The sequence below is a fragment of the Streptomyces sp. NPDC088766 genome, from assembly GCF_044750845.1.
In the GTDB taxonomy this organism is placed as follows: Bacteria; Actinomycetota; Actinomycetes; order Streptomycetales; family Streptomycetaceae; genus Streptomyces.
The window spans coordinates 129,784-146,759 of record NZ_JBIVKQ010000017.1; the positions used below are offsets into that span (position 1 = coordinate 129,784).

The 16,976-nt window shown below is 71.2% G+C and carries 18 protein-coding genes; 11 read left to right on the forward strand and 7 right to left on the reverse strand.

Annotated features, from left to right (window positions below; all coding sequences use genetic code 11):
* Positions 1-2 precede the first annotated feature (2 nt).
* On the forward strand, positions 3-1,229 hold the full coding sequence (locus ACIP5W_RS23525; protein WP_401476826.1) for a cation:proton antiporter: 1,227 nt from the start codon (positions 3-5) through the stop codon (positions 1,227-1,229).
* A gap of 232 nt (positions 1,230-1,461) precedes the next feature.
* Here the strand turns inward: ACIP5W_RS23525 and ACIP5W_RS23530 are convergent, their stop codons facing one another.
* On the reverse strand, positions 1,462-1,869 hold the full coding sequence (locus ACIP5W_RS23530; protein WP_401476829.1) for a MazG nucleotide pyrophosphohydrolase domain-containing protein: 408 nt from the start codon (positions 1,867-1,869) through the stop codon (positions 1,462-1,464).
* A 99-nt stretch (positions 1,870-1,968) separates the two neighbouring features.
* On the opposite strand from ACIP5W_RS23530, the gene ACIP5W_RS23535 reads away from it, so the two are divergent.
* Positions 1,969-2,967 (forward strand): TAXI family TRAP transporter solute-binding subunit, encoded by a 999-nt coding sequence (locus tag ACIP5W_RS23535; RefSeq protein ID WP_401476832.1) that lies wholly within the window; start codon positions 1,969-1,971, stop codon positions 2,965-2,967.
* An 11-nt stretch (positions 2,968-2,978) separates the two neighbouring features.
* On the opposite strand, the gene ACIP5W_RS23540 is transcribed toward ACIP5W_RS23535, so the two are convergent.
* Positions 2,979-4,391, reverse strand: a complete 1,413-nt coding sequence (locus ACIP5W_RS23540; RefSeq protein ID WP_401476835.1) for an ATP-binding protein — start codon at positions 4,389-4,391, stop codon at positions 2,979-2,981.
* 9 nt (positions 4,392-4,400) lie between these two features.
* Positions 4,401-5,084 (reverse strand): response regulator transcription factor, encoded by a 684-nt coding sequence (locus ACIP5W_RS23545; protein WP_401476838.1) that lies wholly within the window; start codon positions 5,082-5,084, stop codon positions 4,401-4,403.
* Between the two features lie 325 nt (positions 5,085-5,409).
* On the opposite strand from ACIP5W_RS23545, the gene ACIP5W_RS23550 reads away from it, so the two are divergent.
* From ACIP5W_RS23550 to ACIP5W_RS23585, 8 genes are all read left to right on the forward strand, one after another.
* Entirely contained in the window at positions 5,410-6,186 is a 777-nt protein-coding gene (locus ACIP5W_RS23550) for an amino acid ABC transporter ATP-binding protein (RefSeq protein ID WP_401476841.1), read from the forward strand.
* Positions 6,187-6,277: 91 nt separating this feature from the next.
* Complete coding sequence (locus ACIP5W_RS23555) at positions 6,278-7,129, forward strand: glutamate ABC transporter substrate-binding protein (protein WP_401476844.1); 852 nt, start codon at positions 6,278-6,280, stop codon at positions 7,127-7,129.
* Between the two features lie 132 nt (positions 7,130-7,261).
* Positions 7,262-7,930 (forward strand): amino acid ABC transporter permease, encoded by a 669-nt coding sequence (locus tag ACIP5W_RS23560; RefSeq protein ID WP_401476847.1) that lies wholly within the window; start codon positions 7,262-7,264, stop codon positions 7,928-7,930.
* Positions 7,927-8,829 carry an amino acid ABC transporter permease gene (locus ACIP5W_RS23565; protein ID WP_401476850.1) on the forward strand — a complete coding sequence of 301 codons (903 nt, stop codon included), beginning with the start codon at positions 7,927-7,929 and terminating at the stop codon, positions 8,827-8,829. The genes ACIP5W_RS23560 and ACIP5W_RS23565 overlap by 4 nt, the downstream gene beginning before the upstream one ends.
* A gap of 175 nt (positions 8,830-9,004) precedes the next feature.
* Positions 9,005-10,606: an FAD-dependent monooxygenase gene (locus ACIP5W_RS23570; RefSeq protein ID WP_401476924.1), complete on the forward strand. Its 1,602-nt coding sequence runs from the start codon at positions 9,005-9,007 to the stop codon at positions 10,604-10,606.
* Between the two features lie 167 nt (positions 10,607-10,773).
* Positions 10,774-10,845, forward strand: a complete 72-nt coding sequence (locus ACIP5W_RS23575) for a putative leader peptide (protein ID WP_309544753.1) — start codon at positions 10,774-10,776, stop codon at positions 10,843-10,845.
* 93 nt (positions 10,846-10,938) lie between these two features.
* Complete coding sequence (locus tag ACIP5W_RS23580) at positions 10,939-11,490, forward strand: cysteine dioxygenase (protein ID WP_401476853.1); 552 nt, start codon at positions 10,939-10,941, stop codon at positions 11,488-11,490.
* Between the two features lie 23 nt (positions 11,491-11,513).
* The gene (locus ACIP5W_RS23585; RefSeq protein ID WP_401476926.1) at positions 11,514-11,942 is read left to right on the forward strand and encodes a rhodanese-like domain-containing protein; all 429 of its coding nucleotides are present in this window, start codon (positions 11,514-11,516) and stop codon (positions 11,940-11,942) included.
* 198 nt (positions 11,943-12,140) lie between these two features.
* On the opposite strand, the gene recX is transcribed toward ACIP5W_RS23585, so the two are convergent.
* The 4 genes from recX to ACIP5W_RS23605 form a co-directional block, all read right to left on the reverse strand.
* Positions 12,141-12,929: a recombination regulator RecX gene (recX, locus tag ACIP5W_RS23590; RefSeq protein WP_401476856.1), complete on the reverse strand. Its 789-nt coding sequence runs from the start codon at positions 12,927-12,929 to the stop codon at positions 12,141-12,143.
* 8 nt (positions 12,930-12,937) lie between these two features.
* The gene (gene recA / locus ACIP5W_RS23595; protein WP_401476859.1) at positions 12,938-14,068 is read right to left on the reverse strand and encodes a recombinase RecA; all 1,131 of its coding nucleotides are present in this window, start codon (positions 14,066-14,068) and stop codon (positions 12,938-12,940) included.
* Positions 14,069-14,392: 324 nt separating this feature from the next.
* Entirely contained in the window at positions 14,393-15,655 is a 1,263-nt protein-coding gene (locus ACIP5W_RS23600; RefSeq protein ID WP_401476862.1) for an AI-2E family transporter, read from the reverse strand.
* Between the two features lie 60 nt (positions 15,656-15,715).
* The gene (locus ACIP5W_RS23605) at positions 15,716-15,910 is read right to left on the reverse strand and encodes a DUF3046 domain-containing protein (protein WP_401476865.1); all 195 of its coding nucleotides are present in this window, start codon (positions 15,908-15,910) and stop codon (positions 15,716-15,718) included.
* A 79-nt stretch (positions 15,911-15,989) separates the two neighbouring features.
* Between ACIP5W_RS23605 and ACIP5W_RS23610 the strand changes: the two genes are divergently transcribed.
* Complete coding sequence (locus tag ACIP5W_RS23610; RefSeq protein ID WP_401476868.1) at positions 15,990-16,934, forward strand: hypothetical protein; 945 nt, start codon at positions 15,990-15,992, stop codon at positions 16,932-16,934.
* Positions 16,935-16,976 lie beyond the last annotated feature (42 nt).

Below are 16,976 nucleotides of genomic sequence, written 5' to 3' on the forward strand. Positions count from 1 at the left end.
CGGTGCACTCCTCCGCGGTCCTGCTGATCGAGTTCGGTTCCATCATTCTGGCCCTCGGACTGCTCGGCCGGTTCGCCGCCCGCTTCCGGTTCTCGCCGATCCCCCTCTATCTGCTCGCCGGCCTGGCCTTCGGCGAGGGCGGGCTGCTCCCGCTGGGCGCGAGCGAGGAGTTCGTGGCCACCGGCGCCGAGATCGGCGTCATCCTGCTGCTGCTCATGCTCGGCCTGGAGTACACGGCCAGCGATCTGGTCTCCAACCTCAAGGCCCACTACCCCTCCGGCCTGGTGGACTTCACGCTCAACGCGCTGCCGGGCGCCGCCGCCGCGCTGCTGCTGGGCTGGGGCCCGGTGGCGGCCGTGGTGCTGGCGGGCGTCACCTGGATCTCCTCGTCCGGGGTGATCGCCAAGGTGCTGGGCGATCTGGGCCGGGTCGGCAACCGGGAGACGCCAGTGATCCTGAGCGTCCTGGTGCTGGAGGACCTGGCCATGGCGGTCTACCTGCCGATCGTCACCGCGCTGGTGGCCGGGGTGGGGCTGGCGGCCGGCAGCGTGACCCTGGCGGTCGCGCTGGGCGCGGCGGGGCTCGTCCTGTTCGCGGCGGTGCGCTACGGCCGGGTCGTCTCCCGGTTCGTCTCGAGCGACGACCCGGAGAAACTGCTGCTCGTGGTCCTGGGACTGACGATCCTGGTCGCCGGAGTGGCGCAGCAGCTCCAGGTGTCGGCGGCGGTCGGCGCGTTCCTGGTCGGCATCGCGCTGTCCGGTGAGGTGGCGGAGGGCGCGCACACCCTGTTGAGTCCCCTGCGGGACCTGTTCGCGGCCGTCTTCTTCGTGTTCTTCGGGCTGCACACCGATCCCGCCAGCATTCCTCCGGTCCTGCTGCCCGCCCTGGTGCTGGCCGTCGTGACCGCCGCGACGAAGATCGCGACCGGGCACTGGGCGGCGCGGCGCGCCGGCATCTCGGTCAAGGGCCGCTGGCGCGCGGGCGGCGCCCTGGTGGCCCGCGGGGAGTTCTCCATCGTCATCGCGGGGCTGGCGGTCACCGCCGGCATCGAACCGTCCCTGGGCCCGCTGGCGACGGCGTACGTCCTGATCCTGGTCGTCCTGGGCCCGCTCACCGCCCGCTACACGGAACCCCTGGCGACCCGTTGGACCCGCCTGCGCGAAGCGCGCCGGACCCTGTCGCCGGAGCGGGCGGCCGAGACGCGCGCGGAGGCGCCGGTGGGCGACTGAGGAACGGGCCGGTGACGGTGACGGTGCCCACGGGGGGGCGCGCCGCACCGTAGGCACCGGTCGTCTCGGTGCGGGCCCGGCAGCGGTCACGTGAGGTGGGCCCCACCACGAAGACCGGCGCCGGGCGGGGAACCGCGCCTTGCCACCGGTCGTGGGGGCGTGTTTGCCGCCCCCACCGGCCGATGAGGGCGCCTGCCGCCGGTCGACGACGCCCACGCCCGCCCGAGAACCGTCAGGCCTCGCCGCCGGGGACCCACCCCTGGCGGCGCAGCACCGCCGACACGTCCGGTGCCTCGTAGTGCTCGCCCTTGAGGACCTTGCCGTCCGCCCGGCGGGCGACCTGCCCGTCGGGTCCGAGCTTGGTCATGTTGGAGCGGTGGATCTCGGCTATCACGGCGTCGAGATCGATCCCGTGCACCAGAGCCGTGCCGTACGCGACGTAGACGACGTCGGCCAGTTCGTGCGCGAGGCGGTCCAGGGGCCCGTCCACCGACACCTCGGCCACCTCGGCGGCCTCCTCGGCGAGCAGTTCCCCGCGGTGCGCGGCGAGGCCGGCCGGCACTTCCGTCGGCTTGCTGCGGGCGTCGAGACCGAAGGCGAGGTGGAACTGACGGACCAGGTCGGCGGGCGAAGAACTCATGCGACCGACTGTATCGACGGCCACTGACAGTCCCGCCCGGCACCACCCGGTGTGCCCCGCCCTGGCCAGTTCGCCGCCCCACCTGGCAGGATCGCGCGCATGTCCAAGGTGTTCCCTCCCGTCGGCCGGCGCCGGGCCGTGCAGGGCGCGGCCGCCGCCGCCGTCGCCCTCGGGCTGTTGCTGTGGTGGCTGCTGCCGCTGGGTCAGGACCCGCCGAGCGGCACCATCACCTTCAGCACGGGCACCACGAGCGGCGTCTACCACGAGTACGGGAGCCGGCTGCGCACCGAGCTGGCCGAGGACATGCCCGACCTGGACGTGAACCTGACCACCAGCAACGGTTCGCAGGAGAACGTCGCGCGCGTGGCGACCGGGGAGGCCGACTTCACCATCGCCGCGGCCGACGCGGTGGAGACGTACGAGCGGGAACACCGCGACGCGGTCGCCCGGCTGCGCGGGGTCGCCCGGCTGTACGACGACTACGTGCAGCTGGTCGTGCCGCGCGACTCGGACGTGCGGACCGTGGCCGACCTGAAGGGACGGACGGTCGCGACCGGGCTGCCCCGTTCGGGGGTGCGGCTGATCGCCGAACGGGTCCTCAGGGCGGCGGGCGTGGATCCGGCGAAGGACATCAGGGCCGTGTCGGAGGGCATAGACACCGGCCCGGAACGGCTGAAGCAGCGGAAGATCGACGCGTTCTTCTGGTCCGGCGGGGTGCCGACGGCCGGGCTGGAGAGGCTGGCCGACGGCTTCACCTTCCGGTTCGTGCCGATCGACGCCGCGCTGGTGGCCAAGATGCACCAGCAGGACGACGCGACGGGCTACTACCGGGCCACCAACATGCCCGAGTCCGCCTACCCGATCATCCAGAACGGCTCCACGGTGCCGACGATCGCGGTGTCCAACCTGCTGGTGACCCGCACGGACGTGGACCCCAGGCTCACCGAGTGGCTGACCCGTACCGTGATCAAGAGCCGCGACGGGATCGGACGGCACGTGCACTCCGCCCAGCTGGTCGATCTGCGCACGGCCATCTACACCGACCCCCTCCCCCTGCACGAGGGAGCCCGGCGCTACTACCGCTCCGTCAAGCCGTAGCGGGGCCGGTCTCAGGCCGCCGGCCGCGACCTCGGCACGGACACCGTCACCTTCAGCCCGGTGGGCTGGTGGTGGTCGTACGAGATCGTGCCGTCGCCGGCCGCGAGCAGGGCGCGGGAGATGGACAGGCCGAGGCCGGAGCCCTTGATGTTCTGGTGCCGGCCGCTGCGCCAGAAGCGGTCGCCGACGCGCTGGAGCTCCTCGTCGGTGAGGCCGGGGCCGTGGTCGGTGACGACGACGGTGGAGGCCTCGCCGTCGACGGCGACCGTCACCTCGACGCGCTCGCCCTCCGGCGTGAACTTGACCGCGTTGTCGATCACCGCGTCCAGGGCGCTGGAGAGCGTGACCGGGTCGGCCCAGGCCGTGGTGGGCGGGCAGTCACCGGTCAGGCGGACGCCCTTGGCCCCGGCGGTGGGCGCCCAGGCGGCGACGCGCTCGGCGGCCAGCGCGCCGATGTCGGTGACCCGCAGGTCGGCCTGGGTGTGTTCGGCCAGGGCCAGGTCGAGCAGGTCGTCCAGGACCTGGGCGAGGCGTTTGCCCTCGCTCTGCACGGACGCGATCTCCTCATTGCCCTCCGGCAGTTCGTAGCCGAGCAGTTCGATGCGCAGCAGCAGCGCAGCGAGCGGGTTGCGCAGCTGGTGCGAGGCGTCGGCGACGAAGGTGCGCTGCTGCTCCAGCACGTCCTCGACGTTGTCCGCCATCTCGTTGAACGACCGGGCCAGCCGCCTGAGTTCCGGCGGGCCGCTCGCGACCGCGACCCGGGACTTCAGACGGCCGGTGGCGATGTCGTGGGTGGTGGCGTCCAGGACCCGCACGGGCCTGAGCACCCAGCCGGTCAGCCGCAGGGCCGCCCCGATGGCGAGCAGCATCGCCGCGATCTCGCCGGCGCCGACGACCAGCCAGCCGTGCAGGATGCGCGAACGCATCGCCCCGGTGGGCGAGTCGGTGACGACGACCGCGACGACGTCGCCGTCCCGGATCACCGGGGACGCCACCACGAGCCGGTTGCGCTGCCAGGGCCACACCTGCTGGGGGTCGTGACTGCGCCGGCTCAGCCGCGCCTCCTCGAACGCGTCCCGCACCTCGCCCTTTTCGGGGAGGTACCAGTCCCTCGGCGCGTGGGCCATGGGGGTGTCGCCGCCGTAGAAGACACCGGCACGAATGCCGTACACGTCGTAGTAGTTGGCCAGTTCGCGGCTCAGCGTCCCGCGCCGCTCGTCGTTGGTCGTGGAGACCGGGTCGGAGGCGCCGGTGGGGACGGTGACGAACTGGGCGAGGGCGGCGAACCGTGCCGTGTCGTCGATGCGGTCGACGACCACGTCCTGTTGCTGGGCGCCGGCCACGCTGACCGCCAGCGGCACACCCAGCGCGAGCAGCACGGCCGCCATCAGGACGATGAGCAGCGGCAGGAGACGTGTGCGCAACGGTCCTCGCTAGGCCGGGGCCACGAGCCGGTAGCCGACGCCGCGCACGGTCTCGATCAGGGCCGGCATGCGCAGTTTGGCGCGCAGGGAGGCGACGTGCACCTCCAGGGTCCGTCCGGTCCCCTCCCAGCTGGTGCGCCACACCTCACTGATGATCTGCTCCCGCCGGAAGACCACGCCGGGGCGCTGGGCCAGCAGCGCCAGCAGGTCGAACTCCTTGCGGGTGAGCTGGACGACGGCACCCTCCACGGTGACGCGCCGGGTGGGCAGTTCGATGCGCACGGGCCCGAGCAGCAGCTCGCCGTCCCCCGCGGCCGCCGCGTCCTCGGGGACGGTGCGCCGGCTGACGGCGTGGATGCGGGCGAGCAGCTCACCGATGTCGTACGGCTTCACCACGTAGTCGTCGGCGCCCAGGTTCAGGCCGTGGATGCGGGAGCGCACGTCGGAGCGGGCCGTCACCATGATCACGGGGGTGGCGGTGCGCTTGCGGATCTTGCCGCAGACCTCGTAGCCGTCCTGGTCGGGCAGCCCCAGGTCGAGCAGGACGACCCCGAAGCCGGGCCCCTCCGGGACGAGCGCCTGGAGCGCCTCCTCGCCGCTGCGCGCGTGGGTGACGTCGAAACCGTGCCGCTTCAGGACCGCGGACAGCGCGGCGGCGACATGGTTGTCGTCCTCGACGAGCAGCAGTCTCATCCCGGCCTCCTCCGGTTCATCGGGCGTACCATCTGGTTCTGTACAAAGTCGCACGACCCAGGCGTACGGTTTCGGTGGGCGAAAAGCGCGGTGCACGCGCGCGTGCACCATGGCAGTCACGCTGATGGACGAGGACGCCGTCAAGTGGGTTCCGGTTGCGCGGGACTTCCGTTATCCGCCCGATACGGTCCCAGGTCCCCGGCACTACGACACGTGTCCGATTGCTATCGGATCGTGATGCTCAGATTCCCCTCAGATGTAATGACGCTGATCGTGAGTGGTCACTACTGTCCTCCGAAACCGAGGAGGACGGAGCCCGAAAGCGATGACCGAAGTATCGGTGGCCAAGGAAGACGCGGCCGCACCCGGCGAACTGGTCGTCCTGAAGAGCGTCAACAAGCATTTCGGCGCGTTGCACGTTCTCCAGGACATCGATCTGACCATCGAGCGCGGTGAGGTCGTCGTGGTCATCGGACCCTCCGGGTCCGGTAAGTCCACGCTGTGCCGCACCATCAACCGCCTGGAGACGATCGACGAGGGTTCGATCACGATCGACGGGAAGCCGCTGCCCCAGGAGGGCAAGCAACTGGCCCGGCTGCGCGCCGACGTCGGCATGGTCTTCCAGTCGTTCAACCTGTTCGCGCACAAGACCGTGCTGCAGAACGTGATGCTGGGCCAGATCAAGGTCCGCAAGGCGGACAAGAAGAAGGCCGAGGAGAACGCGCGCGCCCTGCTCGACCGCGTCGGCGTGGCCAGCCAGGCCGACAAGTACCCCGCCCAGCTCTCCGGCGGCCAGCAGCAGCGCGTGGCCATCGCGCGCGCCCTGGCCATGAACCCCAAGGTGATGCTCTTCGACGAGCCGACTTCCGCCCTGGACCCGGAGATGATCAACGAGGTGCTGGAGGTCATGCAGCAGCTCGCCCGGGAGGGCATGACGATGGTCGTCGTCACCCACGAGATGGGGTTCGCACGCTCGGCCGCGAACCGCGTGGTGTTCATGGCCGACGGCCGCATCGTCGAAGAGGCTGCGCCGGACCAGTTCTTCAGCAATCCGCGCAGCGACCGCGCCAAGGACTTCCTGTCCAAGATCCTGCACCACTGACGGCGCCCCGCGCGCCCGCGACCAGCGTCACCCGCCTCTCGACGGCCCGCACCTCTCCTTCATCGAAGGCATCACCCAAAGGAAGTTGATCATGAAGCTTCGCAAGGTCTCCGCCGCCTCGGCCGCCGTCCTCGCCCTCGCCCTCGCCGCCACCGCCTGCGGCTCCGGCGACAAGGACGACACGAGCAGCGGCTCCGGCTCCGGCGGCGGCGGCGACAAGATCAAGATCGGCATCAAGTACGACCAGCCGGGTCTCGGCCTGAAGGAGCCCGACGGTTCCTTCTCCGGCTTCGACGTGGACGTGGCGACGTACGTGGCCAAGGAACTCGGCTACAAGCCCGACCAGATCCAGTTCGTCGAGACCAAGAGCGCCGACCGCGAGAACGCGCTCTCCCGCGGCGACGTCAAGTTCATCACGGCCACCTACTCGATCAACGACGAGCGCGCCAAGAAGGTCGACTTCGCCGGCCCGTACCTGCTGGCCCACCAGGACCTGCTGGTGAAGAAGGACTCCGAGATCGCCAAGGGCGCGGACCTCAACGGCAAGAACCTGTGTTCGGTGGCCGGCTCGACGTCGGCGCAGAACGTCAAGGACAAGATCGCCCCGAAGGCCAACCTGCGTCAGAACTCCGGTTACTCGGAGTGCATCGCCGCCCTCCAGAGCGGCGCCGTCGACGCGGTGACCACCGACGACTCGATCCTCGCGGGCTTCGCCGCGCAGGACAAGTACAAGGGCCAGTTCAAGCTCGTGGGCGAGAAGCTCTCGAACGAGAACTACGGCATCGGCGTCAAGAAGGGCGACAAGGCCACCGTCGACAAGATCAACGCCGCGCTGGAGAAGATGGTCAGCGACGGCTCGTGGGACAAGGCCGTCAAGGAGAACTTCGGCCCGGCCGAGTACAAGAACGAAGAGGCCCCGAAGATCGGCGTCATCGTCAAGTAACCCGGCACCCGCCGTCTCAGGAATCCCGCGCCCGGCGTGGGGTTCCGCGGGCGCGCCGTCCGTCGTCGCGATCACGGCGGACGGCGCGCCACGCCCTCCACGTACGCCACACACCCGGAAGCGCGGGAGATCGTGTTCGACTTTCTTGAAGGCTACGACGTCCTCGCGGCGTTCTGGATGACGGTCAAACTGACCGTCTTCTCCGCCGTCGGCTCCCTGGTCTGGGGCACCCTGCTGGCCGCGATGCGCGTCAGCCCGGTCCCGCTGATGCGCGGGTTCGGCACCGCTTACGTCCACATCGTCCGGAACATCCCTCTGACGGTCATCATCGTCTTCACCTCGCTCGGCCTCGCCGACATCTTCGGCATGACGATGGGCGCGTCCGACGACTTCGCCCTCCAGGGCTTCCGCCTCGCGGTGCTCGGTCTGGTCGCCTACACGGCGGCCTTCGTCTGCGAGTCGATCCGGTCCGGCATCAACACCGTGCCCCTCGGACAGGCCGAGGCGGCACGCGCGATCGGGCTGAGCTTCAGCCAGACGCTGCGGCTCGTCATCCTGCCGCAGGCGTTCCGCTCGGTCATCGGCCCGCTGACCAACGTCCTGATCGCCCTGACCAAGAACACCACCGTGGCGGCCGCCATCAGCGTGGCCGAAGCCGCCTTCCTGATGAAGGAAATGATCGAGAACGAGGCCCAGACGCTGGCCATCGGCGCGGTCTTCGCCTTCGGTTTCGTGGTCCTTACCCTTCCCACCGGCCTGCTGCTCGGCTGGCTCGGCAAGCGACTGGCGGTGAAGCGATGAGCTCGGTCCTCTACGACGCCCCCGGGCCCCGCGCCAAACGGCGCAACGTCCTCCTCTCCGTCGTCTTCTTCGTACTGCTCGCCCTGGCCCTGTGGTGGGTGTGGCAGAAGATGGACGACAAGAACCAGCTCGAATGGGCCCTGTGGGAGCCCTTCACCACGTCCCAGGCCTGGACGACCTACCTGCTGCCGGGCCTCGCCGACACCATGAAGGCCGCGGCGCTCGCCATGGTCATCGCCCTTCCCCTGGGCGCGCTCCTCGGCATCCTGCGGATGTCCGACCACCGCTGGGTGCGCGTCCCGGCCGGCGCGGTGGTCGAGTTCTTCCGGGCCATCCCGGTGCTGCTGCTGATGCTGTTCGCCAACGAGCTGTACGTCCGCTCCTCGGACATCACCAGCGAGGACCGTCCCCTGTACGCGGTCGTCACCGGCCTCGTGCTCTACAACGCCTCGGTCCTCGCCGAGGTCGTCCGGGCCGGCATCCTCTCCCTGCCCAGGGGACAGACGGAGGCCGCGTACGCGATCGGCCTGCGCAAGGGCCAGACGATGACCAGCATCCTGCTGCCGCAGGCCGTCACGGCGATGCTGCCGGCCATCGTCAGCCAGCTCGTGGTCATCGTGAAGGACACCGCGCTCGGCGGCGTGCTGCTCGGGTTCACCGAGCTGCTCAACGCCCGCAGCACGCTCGCGGCGAACTACGCCAACGTCGTCCCCAGCTTCATCGTCGTGGCGCTCATCTTCATCGTCGTCAACTTCGCCCTCACCTCCTTCGCCTCCTGGCTGGAGGCCCGGCTGCGGCGCAGCAAGCGCGGCACGGGCGCGGTGCTCGACCCGGACGAGGTCGAGGACAACCCCGCCGCGATCGCCGAGAGCCACGGAACGGGCAAGACGATCACCTGACGCCCACTCACCCGGCGTGACCTGTACGGAGGCAGTGGCGTGCGCGCCGCTGCCTCCGTCACTTGACGCGAGCTGTGGCAATGGGTTGCATACGTTCTGTGATCGTGCACCCTGCTCCTACCCCTTGTTCACCTACGTCCCTGAGGACACCGTCGCGGGCAGGGGGCACCACGCCGTGGACCCGGTGATCATCGTCGGAGCGGGGCCCGTCGGGCTCACGCTCGCCCTGGCGCTGGCGCGTCAGGAGGTGCCCTCGGTCGTCCTCGACGAGGGGCCGGGCAAGGACGAGCCGCGGCTCGCGCGCACGGTCGTGCTGCGCGAGGACACCGCCGCCCTGCTGGAGCGGCTCACCGGCGCCCCGCTCGACGGGGCGGGCGTCCGCTGGGCCGGTTGGCGGTCGATGCGGCGCAAGCAGGTGACACACGAGATCACGTTCGACGACGCCGACCCGGCTCCGCTGCACCTCCCCCAGCACCTGCTGACGGACGCCCTGCGCGCGGCCCTGGCCGGCGAGCGGCTCGTCCGCGTCGCCGTGGACAGCCGCCTGGACGGCGTCGAGCAGGAACCCTCCGGTGTCACGGCCCACACCCGCGGCCCCAAGGGCACCTGGTGGCGCGGCAGTTACCTGGTGGGCTGCGACGGCCCCCGCTCCACGGTCCGCAAACTCCTCGACATCCGCTTCCCCGGCCGTACGGCGGTGGAGCGGCACGCCGTCGCCGCGCTGCGCACGGAACTTCCCTGGGACGACCGGGCGTTGCTCCACCGGACACCACCGTGGCGGACCTCCGGCCCCTCCGCCGGGGAGATCACCGGACGTCCGCTGCCGGAAGGCGTCTGGCGCCTGGACTGGCTGCTGCCGCCCGGCAAGGACCTCGTCACCCCCGAACTGCTGGTCGCCCGCGTCCGCGAGACCCTCGCGGGCTGGAACGGCGGCACCACCCCGGCGTACGAGCTGCTCGACACCGGTGTCCACACCGTCCACCACCGGCTGGCCCGCCGCTGGCGCGCCGGGCGGGTCTTCCTCGCCGGGGACGCCGCCCACCTCCTCGGCGCCTTCGGCACCCAGGGGCTGGACGAGGGCCTGCGGGATGCCGACAACCTGGCCTGGAAGCTGGCCCTGGCCTGGCACCACGGCCCGCACGAGGCGCTGCTCGACAGCTACCAGACGGAGCGGCGCGCGGTCGTCGCCGCCCGGCTGCGCGCCGCCGACCAGATCCTGCCGACACTGCGCGGCGGCCCCGGCATAAGGGCGTACGTCCCCGGCGCCGCCCGCGCCCACGACGCCCTGCTCACCGACGGTCACCTGGGGCGCGGCCAACTGGGCGCGCCGGGCTCGTACGCCGGCTCCCCGCTCGCGCCCCGGAGCCTGGAGGCGGAGGCGCCGGTGGACACGCCTCCCGGCGCACCGGTCACGGACGTCCGCGTCACCGCCGAGGACGGCTCCTTCGTCCAGCTGCGGGACCGGCTCGGCCGGGGAGCCCTGATCGTCCTGCTGATCGCGCCGGGCACCGGCGTCTGGGAGCGCCGGCACTGGGTGGGCGCCGGGATCATGCCCCGGCTCGCCGCCGCGGTGACGGCGCTGCCGAGCCCGGCCGAGCTGCTGGTCGCCGAGAGCTATCCGGGCGCGGCCGCCCACACCGTCCTGCTGATCCGGCCCGACGGCCACCTGGTCACCGCGCTGAGCGGGGTGCGGCCGGCCGATCTGTACGCGGCGGCGGAGGCGGCGGTGGGAGGAGCCGCGGAGGCGGGGGCCGAGGCGGGGGCCGGGGCCAGGTGAGGTGACCGGGAGGGGCCGGGGCGGCGCCGTCGACGGGGTACCAGGCGTTTTCGTCCGGTACGACGATCGGCTGATCCGCCTCACCGTCACGCCGCGGTCCACATGGTGACAGCCGGTTGACCGGCTCACCCCGGCATGGTCTACTCCGGATCGTGACCGACACCTGTGTGCGCCTGTGGCGGAGGGTCCATATGGACCTCGTCCGCTACGCGGGCTGCGTGTGTCGTCCGTCCTGCTGAATTCGCACCCCTTTTCCCCAGGTTTTCCCCTGGCGCGCGCCGCCGCGCTCTCGTGCGGCCGCACGCTCCCGCGAACGCCACAGGACGGTACCCGTGTCTGTCTTCCCCTCCGCGTCCCCCGCTCTGTCCGCATCCGTCGCCACGCCCACGCGCACGCCCACGCAGGCGGACCTCCTCGACTTCGTACGGCGCACGGCCGCCGACACCGCGCTGATCGCCTCGCTGCCCCTCGACCCGGAAGGGCGCACCTGGGTACGCCTCGAGGGCCCCGGCGGCAGCGAGGCCTGGCTGATCGGCTGGCCGCCCGGCACCGGCACCGGCTGGCACGACCACGCCGACTCGTCGGGTGCCTTCCTCACCGCCCGCGGCGAGCTGAAGGAGAACTCGCTCGCCGCGCGGCTGCCCACAGACGGCTGGAAGACCCTGGAACTGTCGGAGGACGTGGACCGGGAACGCCGGCTGTCGGCCGGTGAGGGCCGCGCCTTCGGACGCCACCACGTCCACGAGGTCCTCAACGAGTCCCTCGACCAGCACGCGGTCTCCGTGCACGCCTACCATCCGCCCCTGCCGCGGATCCGGCGGTACAGCCGCACGGGCCAGGTGCTGCGCCTGGAGCAGGTCGAGCGCCCCGAGGACTGGCAGTGAGTGGCGGCGCGGCGGGTGGTGACGTGGTGAAGGGTGCCGCGGGGAAGGGTGCCGCGGGAAAAGGCGAGCGGCCCGTGGGCATCGACGAGTTGCTGGAGCGGGTACGGGCCGGGTACACGCGCGTGGAGGCACGGGAGGCTTACGAGGCCGCCCGCGCGGGCGAGGCACTCCTCGTGGACATCAGGTACGCGGCCCTGCGCGAGCGGGACGGGCTGATCCCCGGCGCCCTGGTCGTCGAGCGCAACGAACTGGAGTGGCGGCTCGATCCCCAGGGCAGCCACCGTGCCCCCGAGGCCACCGGTCACGACCTTCGGATCGTCGTGGTCTGCAACGAGGGCTACGCGTCGAGCCTGGCGGTCGCCTCCCTGCACCAGCTGGGGCTCAGCCGGGCCACCGACCTCGTGGGCGGGTTCCAGGCGTGGCGGTCGAGGGGGCTGCCGGTGACGTACTAGGTGTGTTGTCCCTGGACGCGCACGTGGGGTCGGTCCTCGCGCGGGCGGCACAGCGCAGCGGTGCCGGGGGACGAGGCAACCAGTCGGACTGACGGAGCGTCAGCGAGGAACTGCGGGAGAAGAGGAGCCCACGCCTGCGTCTCCGCTGCGCCGACCTCCTCGGTCCGCCCTCGTCACCGAGGAATTCCTTTCCGTAGGTCAGAGATCCCCGTCATCCAGGAATTCCGTGTCCTCGCCCTCCTCCTCGAGCGCCTGCCGGACCACCCGCAGGGCCATGCCCTGGGGATAGCCCTTGCGCGCGAGCATCCCGGCGAGACGGCGCAGCCGCTTGTCCCGGTCGAGTCCGCGGGTCGAGCGCAACTTGCGGGCGACCAGTTCGCGGGCGGTGGACTCCTCCCGCTCGGAGTCGAGCTGGGCGACCGCCTCGCCGATCAGGGCCGGGTCGACGCCCTTGGTGCGCAACTCCTGCGCGAGGGCCCGCCGGGCCAGACCGCGGCCGTGGTGCCGGGACTCCACCCAGGCGTCCGCGAAGGCACTGTCGTTGATCAGTCCGACCTCCTCGAACCGCGAGAGCACCTCCTCCGCCACGTCGTCCGGGATCTCCCGCTTGCTCAGGGCGTCGGCGAGCTGTTTCCGGGTGCGCGGGGTCCCGGTGAGCAGGCGCAGGCAGATCGCCCGTGCCCGCTCAGCCGGGTCCCCTGAAGACTCCCCCTTCTCGGCCCTCGACGAGGCAGAGGTGTCTTCGTCCTCGGTGGACGGTTCTCCGAAGCCGCGCCGACGGCGCCCACCCCGCGAACCGCCCTCGCCGCCGCGTCCCCCGCGGCGGCCACGGGACCGGCCTGCGCGGGCCGACCCGTCGTCCCCGCGGGACCCGCTGTCCGGCAGGTCCTCACCGCCCCGGGCCCGGCCGTCGCCGTCCCCGCTTCCCGGCGGGGGGAAGTTTCCGGGGTGGGCGTCGTACTCGGCCCAGTCCGTTCGTCGTGTCACGGGCCGGCTCAGCTCTTGGCAGCCGCGGCCTTGGTCTTGGTGGCCTTGGCTGTGGAAGCGGGAACCGTCTTGGCCGCGTCGGCCGCCGGCGCGTCCGGGGCGGCCGCGGCATCCGCGCCCGTGGCCTCGGCAGGCTGCTCGGGGCGCACGCCCACCCCCAGCTTCTCCTTGATCTTCCTCTCGATCTCGTTGGCGAGGTCGGGGTTGTCCTTGAGGAAGTTGCGGGCGTTCTCCTTGCCCTGGCCGAGCTGGTCGCCCTCGTACGTGTACCAGGCGCCGGCCTTGCGGACGAAGCCGTGCTCCACGCCCATGTCGATCAGGCCGCCCTCACGGCTGATGCCCTGCCCGTAGAGGATGTCGAACTCGGCCTGCTTGAAGGGCGGCGCGACCTTGTTCTTGACGACCTTGACGCGGGTGCGGTTGCCGACCGCGTCGGTGCCGTCCTTCAGCGTCTCGATGCGCCGGATGTCGAGCCGCACGGAGGCGTAGAACTTCAGCGCCCGGCCACCGGTCGTGGTCTCCGGGGAGCCGAACATCACACCGATCTTCTCGCGGAGCTGGTTGATGAAGATCGCGGTGGTCTTGGACTGGTTGAGCGCGCTGGTGATCTTCCGCAGGGCCTGGCTCATCAGACGGGCCTGCAGACCCACGTGACTGTCGCCCATCTCGCCCTCGATCTCCGCACGCGGGACGAGCGCGGCGACGGAGTCGATGACGATCAGGTCGAGTGCCCCGGAGCGGACGAGCATGTCCACGATCTCCAGGGCCTGCTCGCCGTTGTCCGGCTGGGACAGGATCAGGTTGTCGATGTCCACGCCGAGCTTCTGCGCGTACTCGGGGTCGAGGGCGTGCTCGGCGTCCACGAACGCCACCTGGCCGCCGGCCTTCTGGGCGTTCGCCACCGCGTGCAGGGTCAGGGTCGTCTTGCCGGAGGACTCGGGTCCGTAGACCTCGATGACACGGCCGCGCGGCAGACCGCCGACGCCGAGGGCCACGTCGAGCGCGGTCGACCCGGTCGGGATGACCTCGATGGGCTCCTTCGACCGGTCGCCCATGCGCATGACCGCGCCCTTGCCGAATTGCCGTTCAATCTGTGCGAGTGCGGCGTCCAGGGCCTTCTCGCGGTCGGTGCCTGCCATGGGTTCCACCCGATTTGCTTGAGTCGATCGCTTCACGTCAAAGACGCTAACGCCTGCCACTGACAATGCGCCTCGACGCCGGCCCGGCCTGTGGACAACTCGGGCACTTCGCCATCCAAACCGGGACGAAGTACCCGTCGAGAGCCCCGCCGGAACCTCCATCAGAATGTATGTTCGATTTTAGTGTCAAGCGCACCACGCGGCACCTCCGAGCCTGCGGTCGCGCATCCGCAACGCCCCGGACCCCGCACCGGGCTCGTCGCGACGGACCCGGGTGAGCCCTCTTGTCAGTCGGGGGACCCCTGTGAGGGCCCGCACCAGGTGTCAGCGGGACCCTTCTCCCGGCCCGGCCGTCCGCTCCCGCTCCCGCGTCCGCGTCCACAGCTGCCGCGCACGCGTGAGCGGATTCGGTCCCTCACCCCGTCTCCGGTGCCCGTGCACACGGGGATCGTCCGTGACGTCGTAGCGCTTCACATAGGCACCGAGGAACGCCTGGAGCGTGGCGATCGCGGGGATGGAGATCAGCGCGCCGACCGCGCCGAGCAGCGCGGTTCCGGCGATGACGGAGCCGAAGGCCACGGCAGGGTGGATGTCGACGGTCTTCGAGGTGAGCTTCGGCTGCAGCATGTAGTTCTCGAACTGCTGGTAGACCACGACGAAGATCAGCACCCACAGCGCGTACCAGGGATCGACCGTGAAGGCGATCAGCATGGGCAGCGCACCCGCGAGATAGGTGCCGATGGTCGGGATGAACTGCGAGACCACTCCGACCCACACGGCGAGCACGGGCGCGTACGGGATACCGAGGATCTGGAGCAGTACGTAGTGCGCCACGCCGGAGATCAGGGCCATCAGACCACGTGAGTACAGGTAGCCGCCGGTCTTGTCGACGGCGATCTCCCACGCGCGCAGCACCTCGGCCTGCCGGGCGGGCGGCAGGACGGAACACAGGGCGCGCCGCAGCCGGGGCCCGTCGGCGGCGAAGTAGAACGAGAACAGTCCGATCGTCAGCAGCTGGAAGAGGCCGCCGAGAACCTGCGTGGAGACGTCCAGGACACCGGCCGCGCTGTTCTGCGCGTACTTCCTCAGCCAGTCGGAGTGGAGCAGGCCCTCCTGGATGTCGACCCGCCTGAGGTCGGTGCGGAACGTGGTGTTGACCCAGTTGATCACCGAGTCGAGGTACTGCGGGAAGCCCTCGATCATCTTGATGATCTGCCCGGCGAGCATCGAGCCGAGCAGCGTGAAGAAGCCGGCGAACACGATCAGCAGACCGGAGAAGACGAGGAAGGTGGCGAGCCCCCTGCGTATACCGCGCGCCGCCATCCGGCTCACCGCCGGTTCGACGGCGAGGGCGAGGAAGAACGCGATGAGGATGTTGGTCAGCAGGCCGATGACCTGGTGGAAGGCCCAGGTGCCCAGCTGGAACGCACCGACCAGGGCGAGTGCGAGCAGCATCGCGCGGGGGAGCCAGCGCGGCATGCGCGCGCTCGGCGCGGCGTCGGTGCCGGACGGCGGCCGAATGGGCGTCGTCGGGCCCGACGGGGGTGCCTGCGGGCCGACGTGCCCGTTCTCGTCAGTGGGTGCCACGGACCAAGTCTCGCCCACGCCACCGGCCATCGGTGACCCCCCTGCGGTCTCCTCGCCGGATCAGTGCCTCTCCCGCGGAACGTTCATCACCGCGCACACCACGCGCCAGACGTCCTTGGCGTCCCAGCCGGCCGCCAGCGCCTCGTGCACGGTGCGCCCGCCGAGTTCCGTCATCACGTGATCGTGCGCGAAGGTCTCGGCGTACCCCGTGCCGAAGTGCTCCGCCATCCGCTGCCAGAAGACCGTCAACCGCATGACACCAGTATCCCGCGCCCGGGGGTGGCAGTGGCCGGGACCGCCTGCGGAGGCCACTTTCCGGCCTACGGTCTGACTCATGGTCGAATCCGGAGCATCCCCACTCCCCCCGACGCCGTCGGCGCGTTCCCCGCTCTTCCGCGCCGAGCACTTCGTCTGGCTCACCGCGCGCGTGCTGGAACAGCGTCTCTTCGCACACCACTTCCTCCGTGGCGCCGCCGACCCCGTGGAGACGGCGCTCGACGCGTACCGCAACGAGGACGGCGGATACGGCCACGCGCTCGAGCCCGATCTCCGCGGCCCCGTCAGCCAGCCCCTGCACACCGCACGCGCCCTGCACGTCCTGGACTCGCTCGGCCGCTGCGGCGGGCAGCGCACGGAACGGGTGTGCCGCTACCTCACCTCCGTCTCCACTGCCGACGGGGCGCTCCCGGCGGTCCTTCCCAGCCAGCGCGGCTACCCCGCCGCCCCGTTCGTCCCGATCGTGGACGACCCGCCCGGCGAACTGCTGGCGACCGGTCCGGTGGTCGGTCTGCTGCACCGCAACGAGGTCTGGCACGCCTGGCTGTTCAGGGCGACGGACTTCTGCTGGCAGGCGGTCGACGCCATGGAGACGTCCCACCCGTACGAGATCCAGGCCGCCGTGACCTTCCTGGACTCCGCCTCGGACCGCCCGCGCGCGGAGGCCGCCGCCGACCGCCTGGGCCGCCTGACGCGCGAGCAGCGGCTCGCCGTACTCGACCCGGACCGCCGGGACGCGTACCCCGTCGCCCCCGGCTACGCGCCCGGCGAGCACCACTTCCCGTACGACTACGCGAAGACACCGAATTCGCTCGCGCGCGCGTGGTTCACCGACGCCGAGATGGCGGGCGCCCTGGACTTCCTCGCCGGCGAACAGCGGGAGGACGGCGGCTGGCCGATCCGGTGGCGCGGGTGGGCGCCGGGCACGGAGCTGGAGTCCCGCCCGGTGGTGACGATCGAAGCGCTGAGCGCCCTCCGGTCGTACGGCCGCGCCATCGGCTGACCCGACGCGCCGGCACGGGAGGGGACCTCAGGAGGACACCCC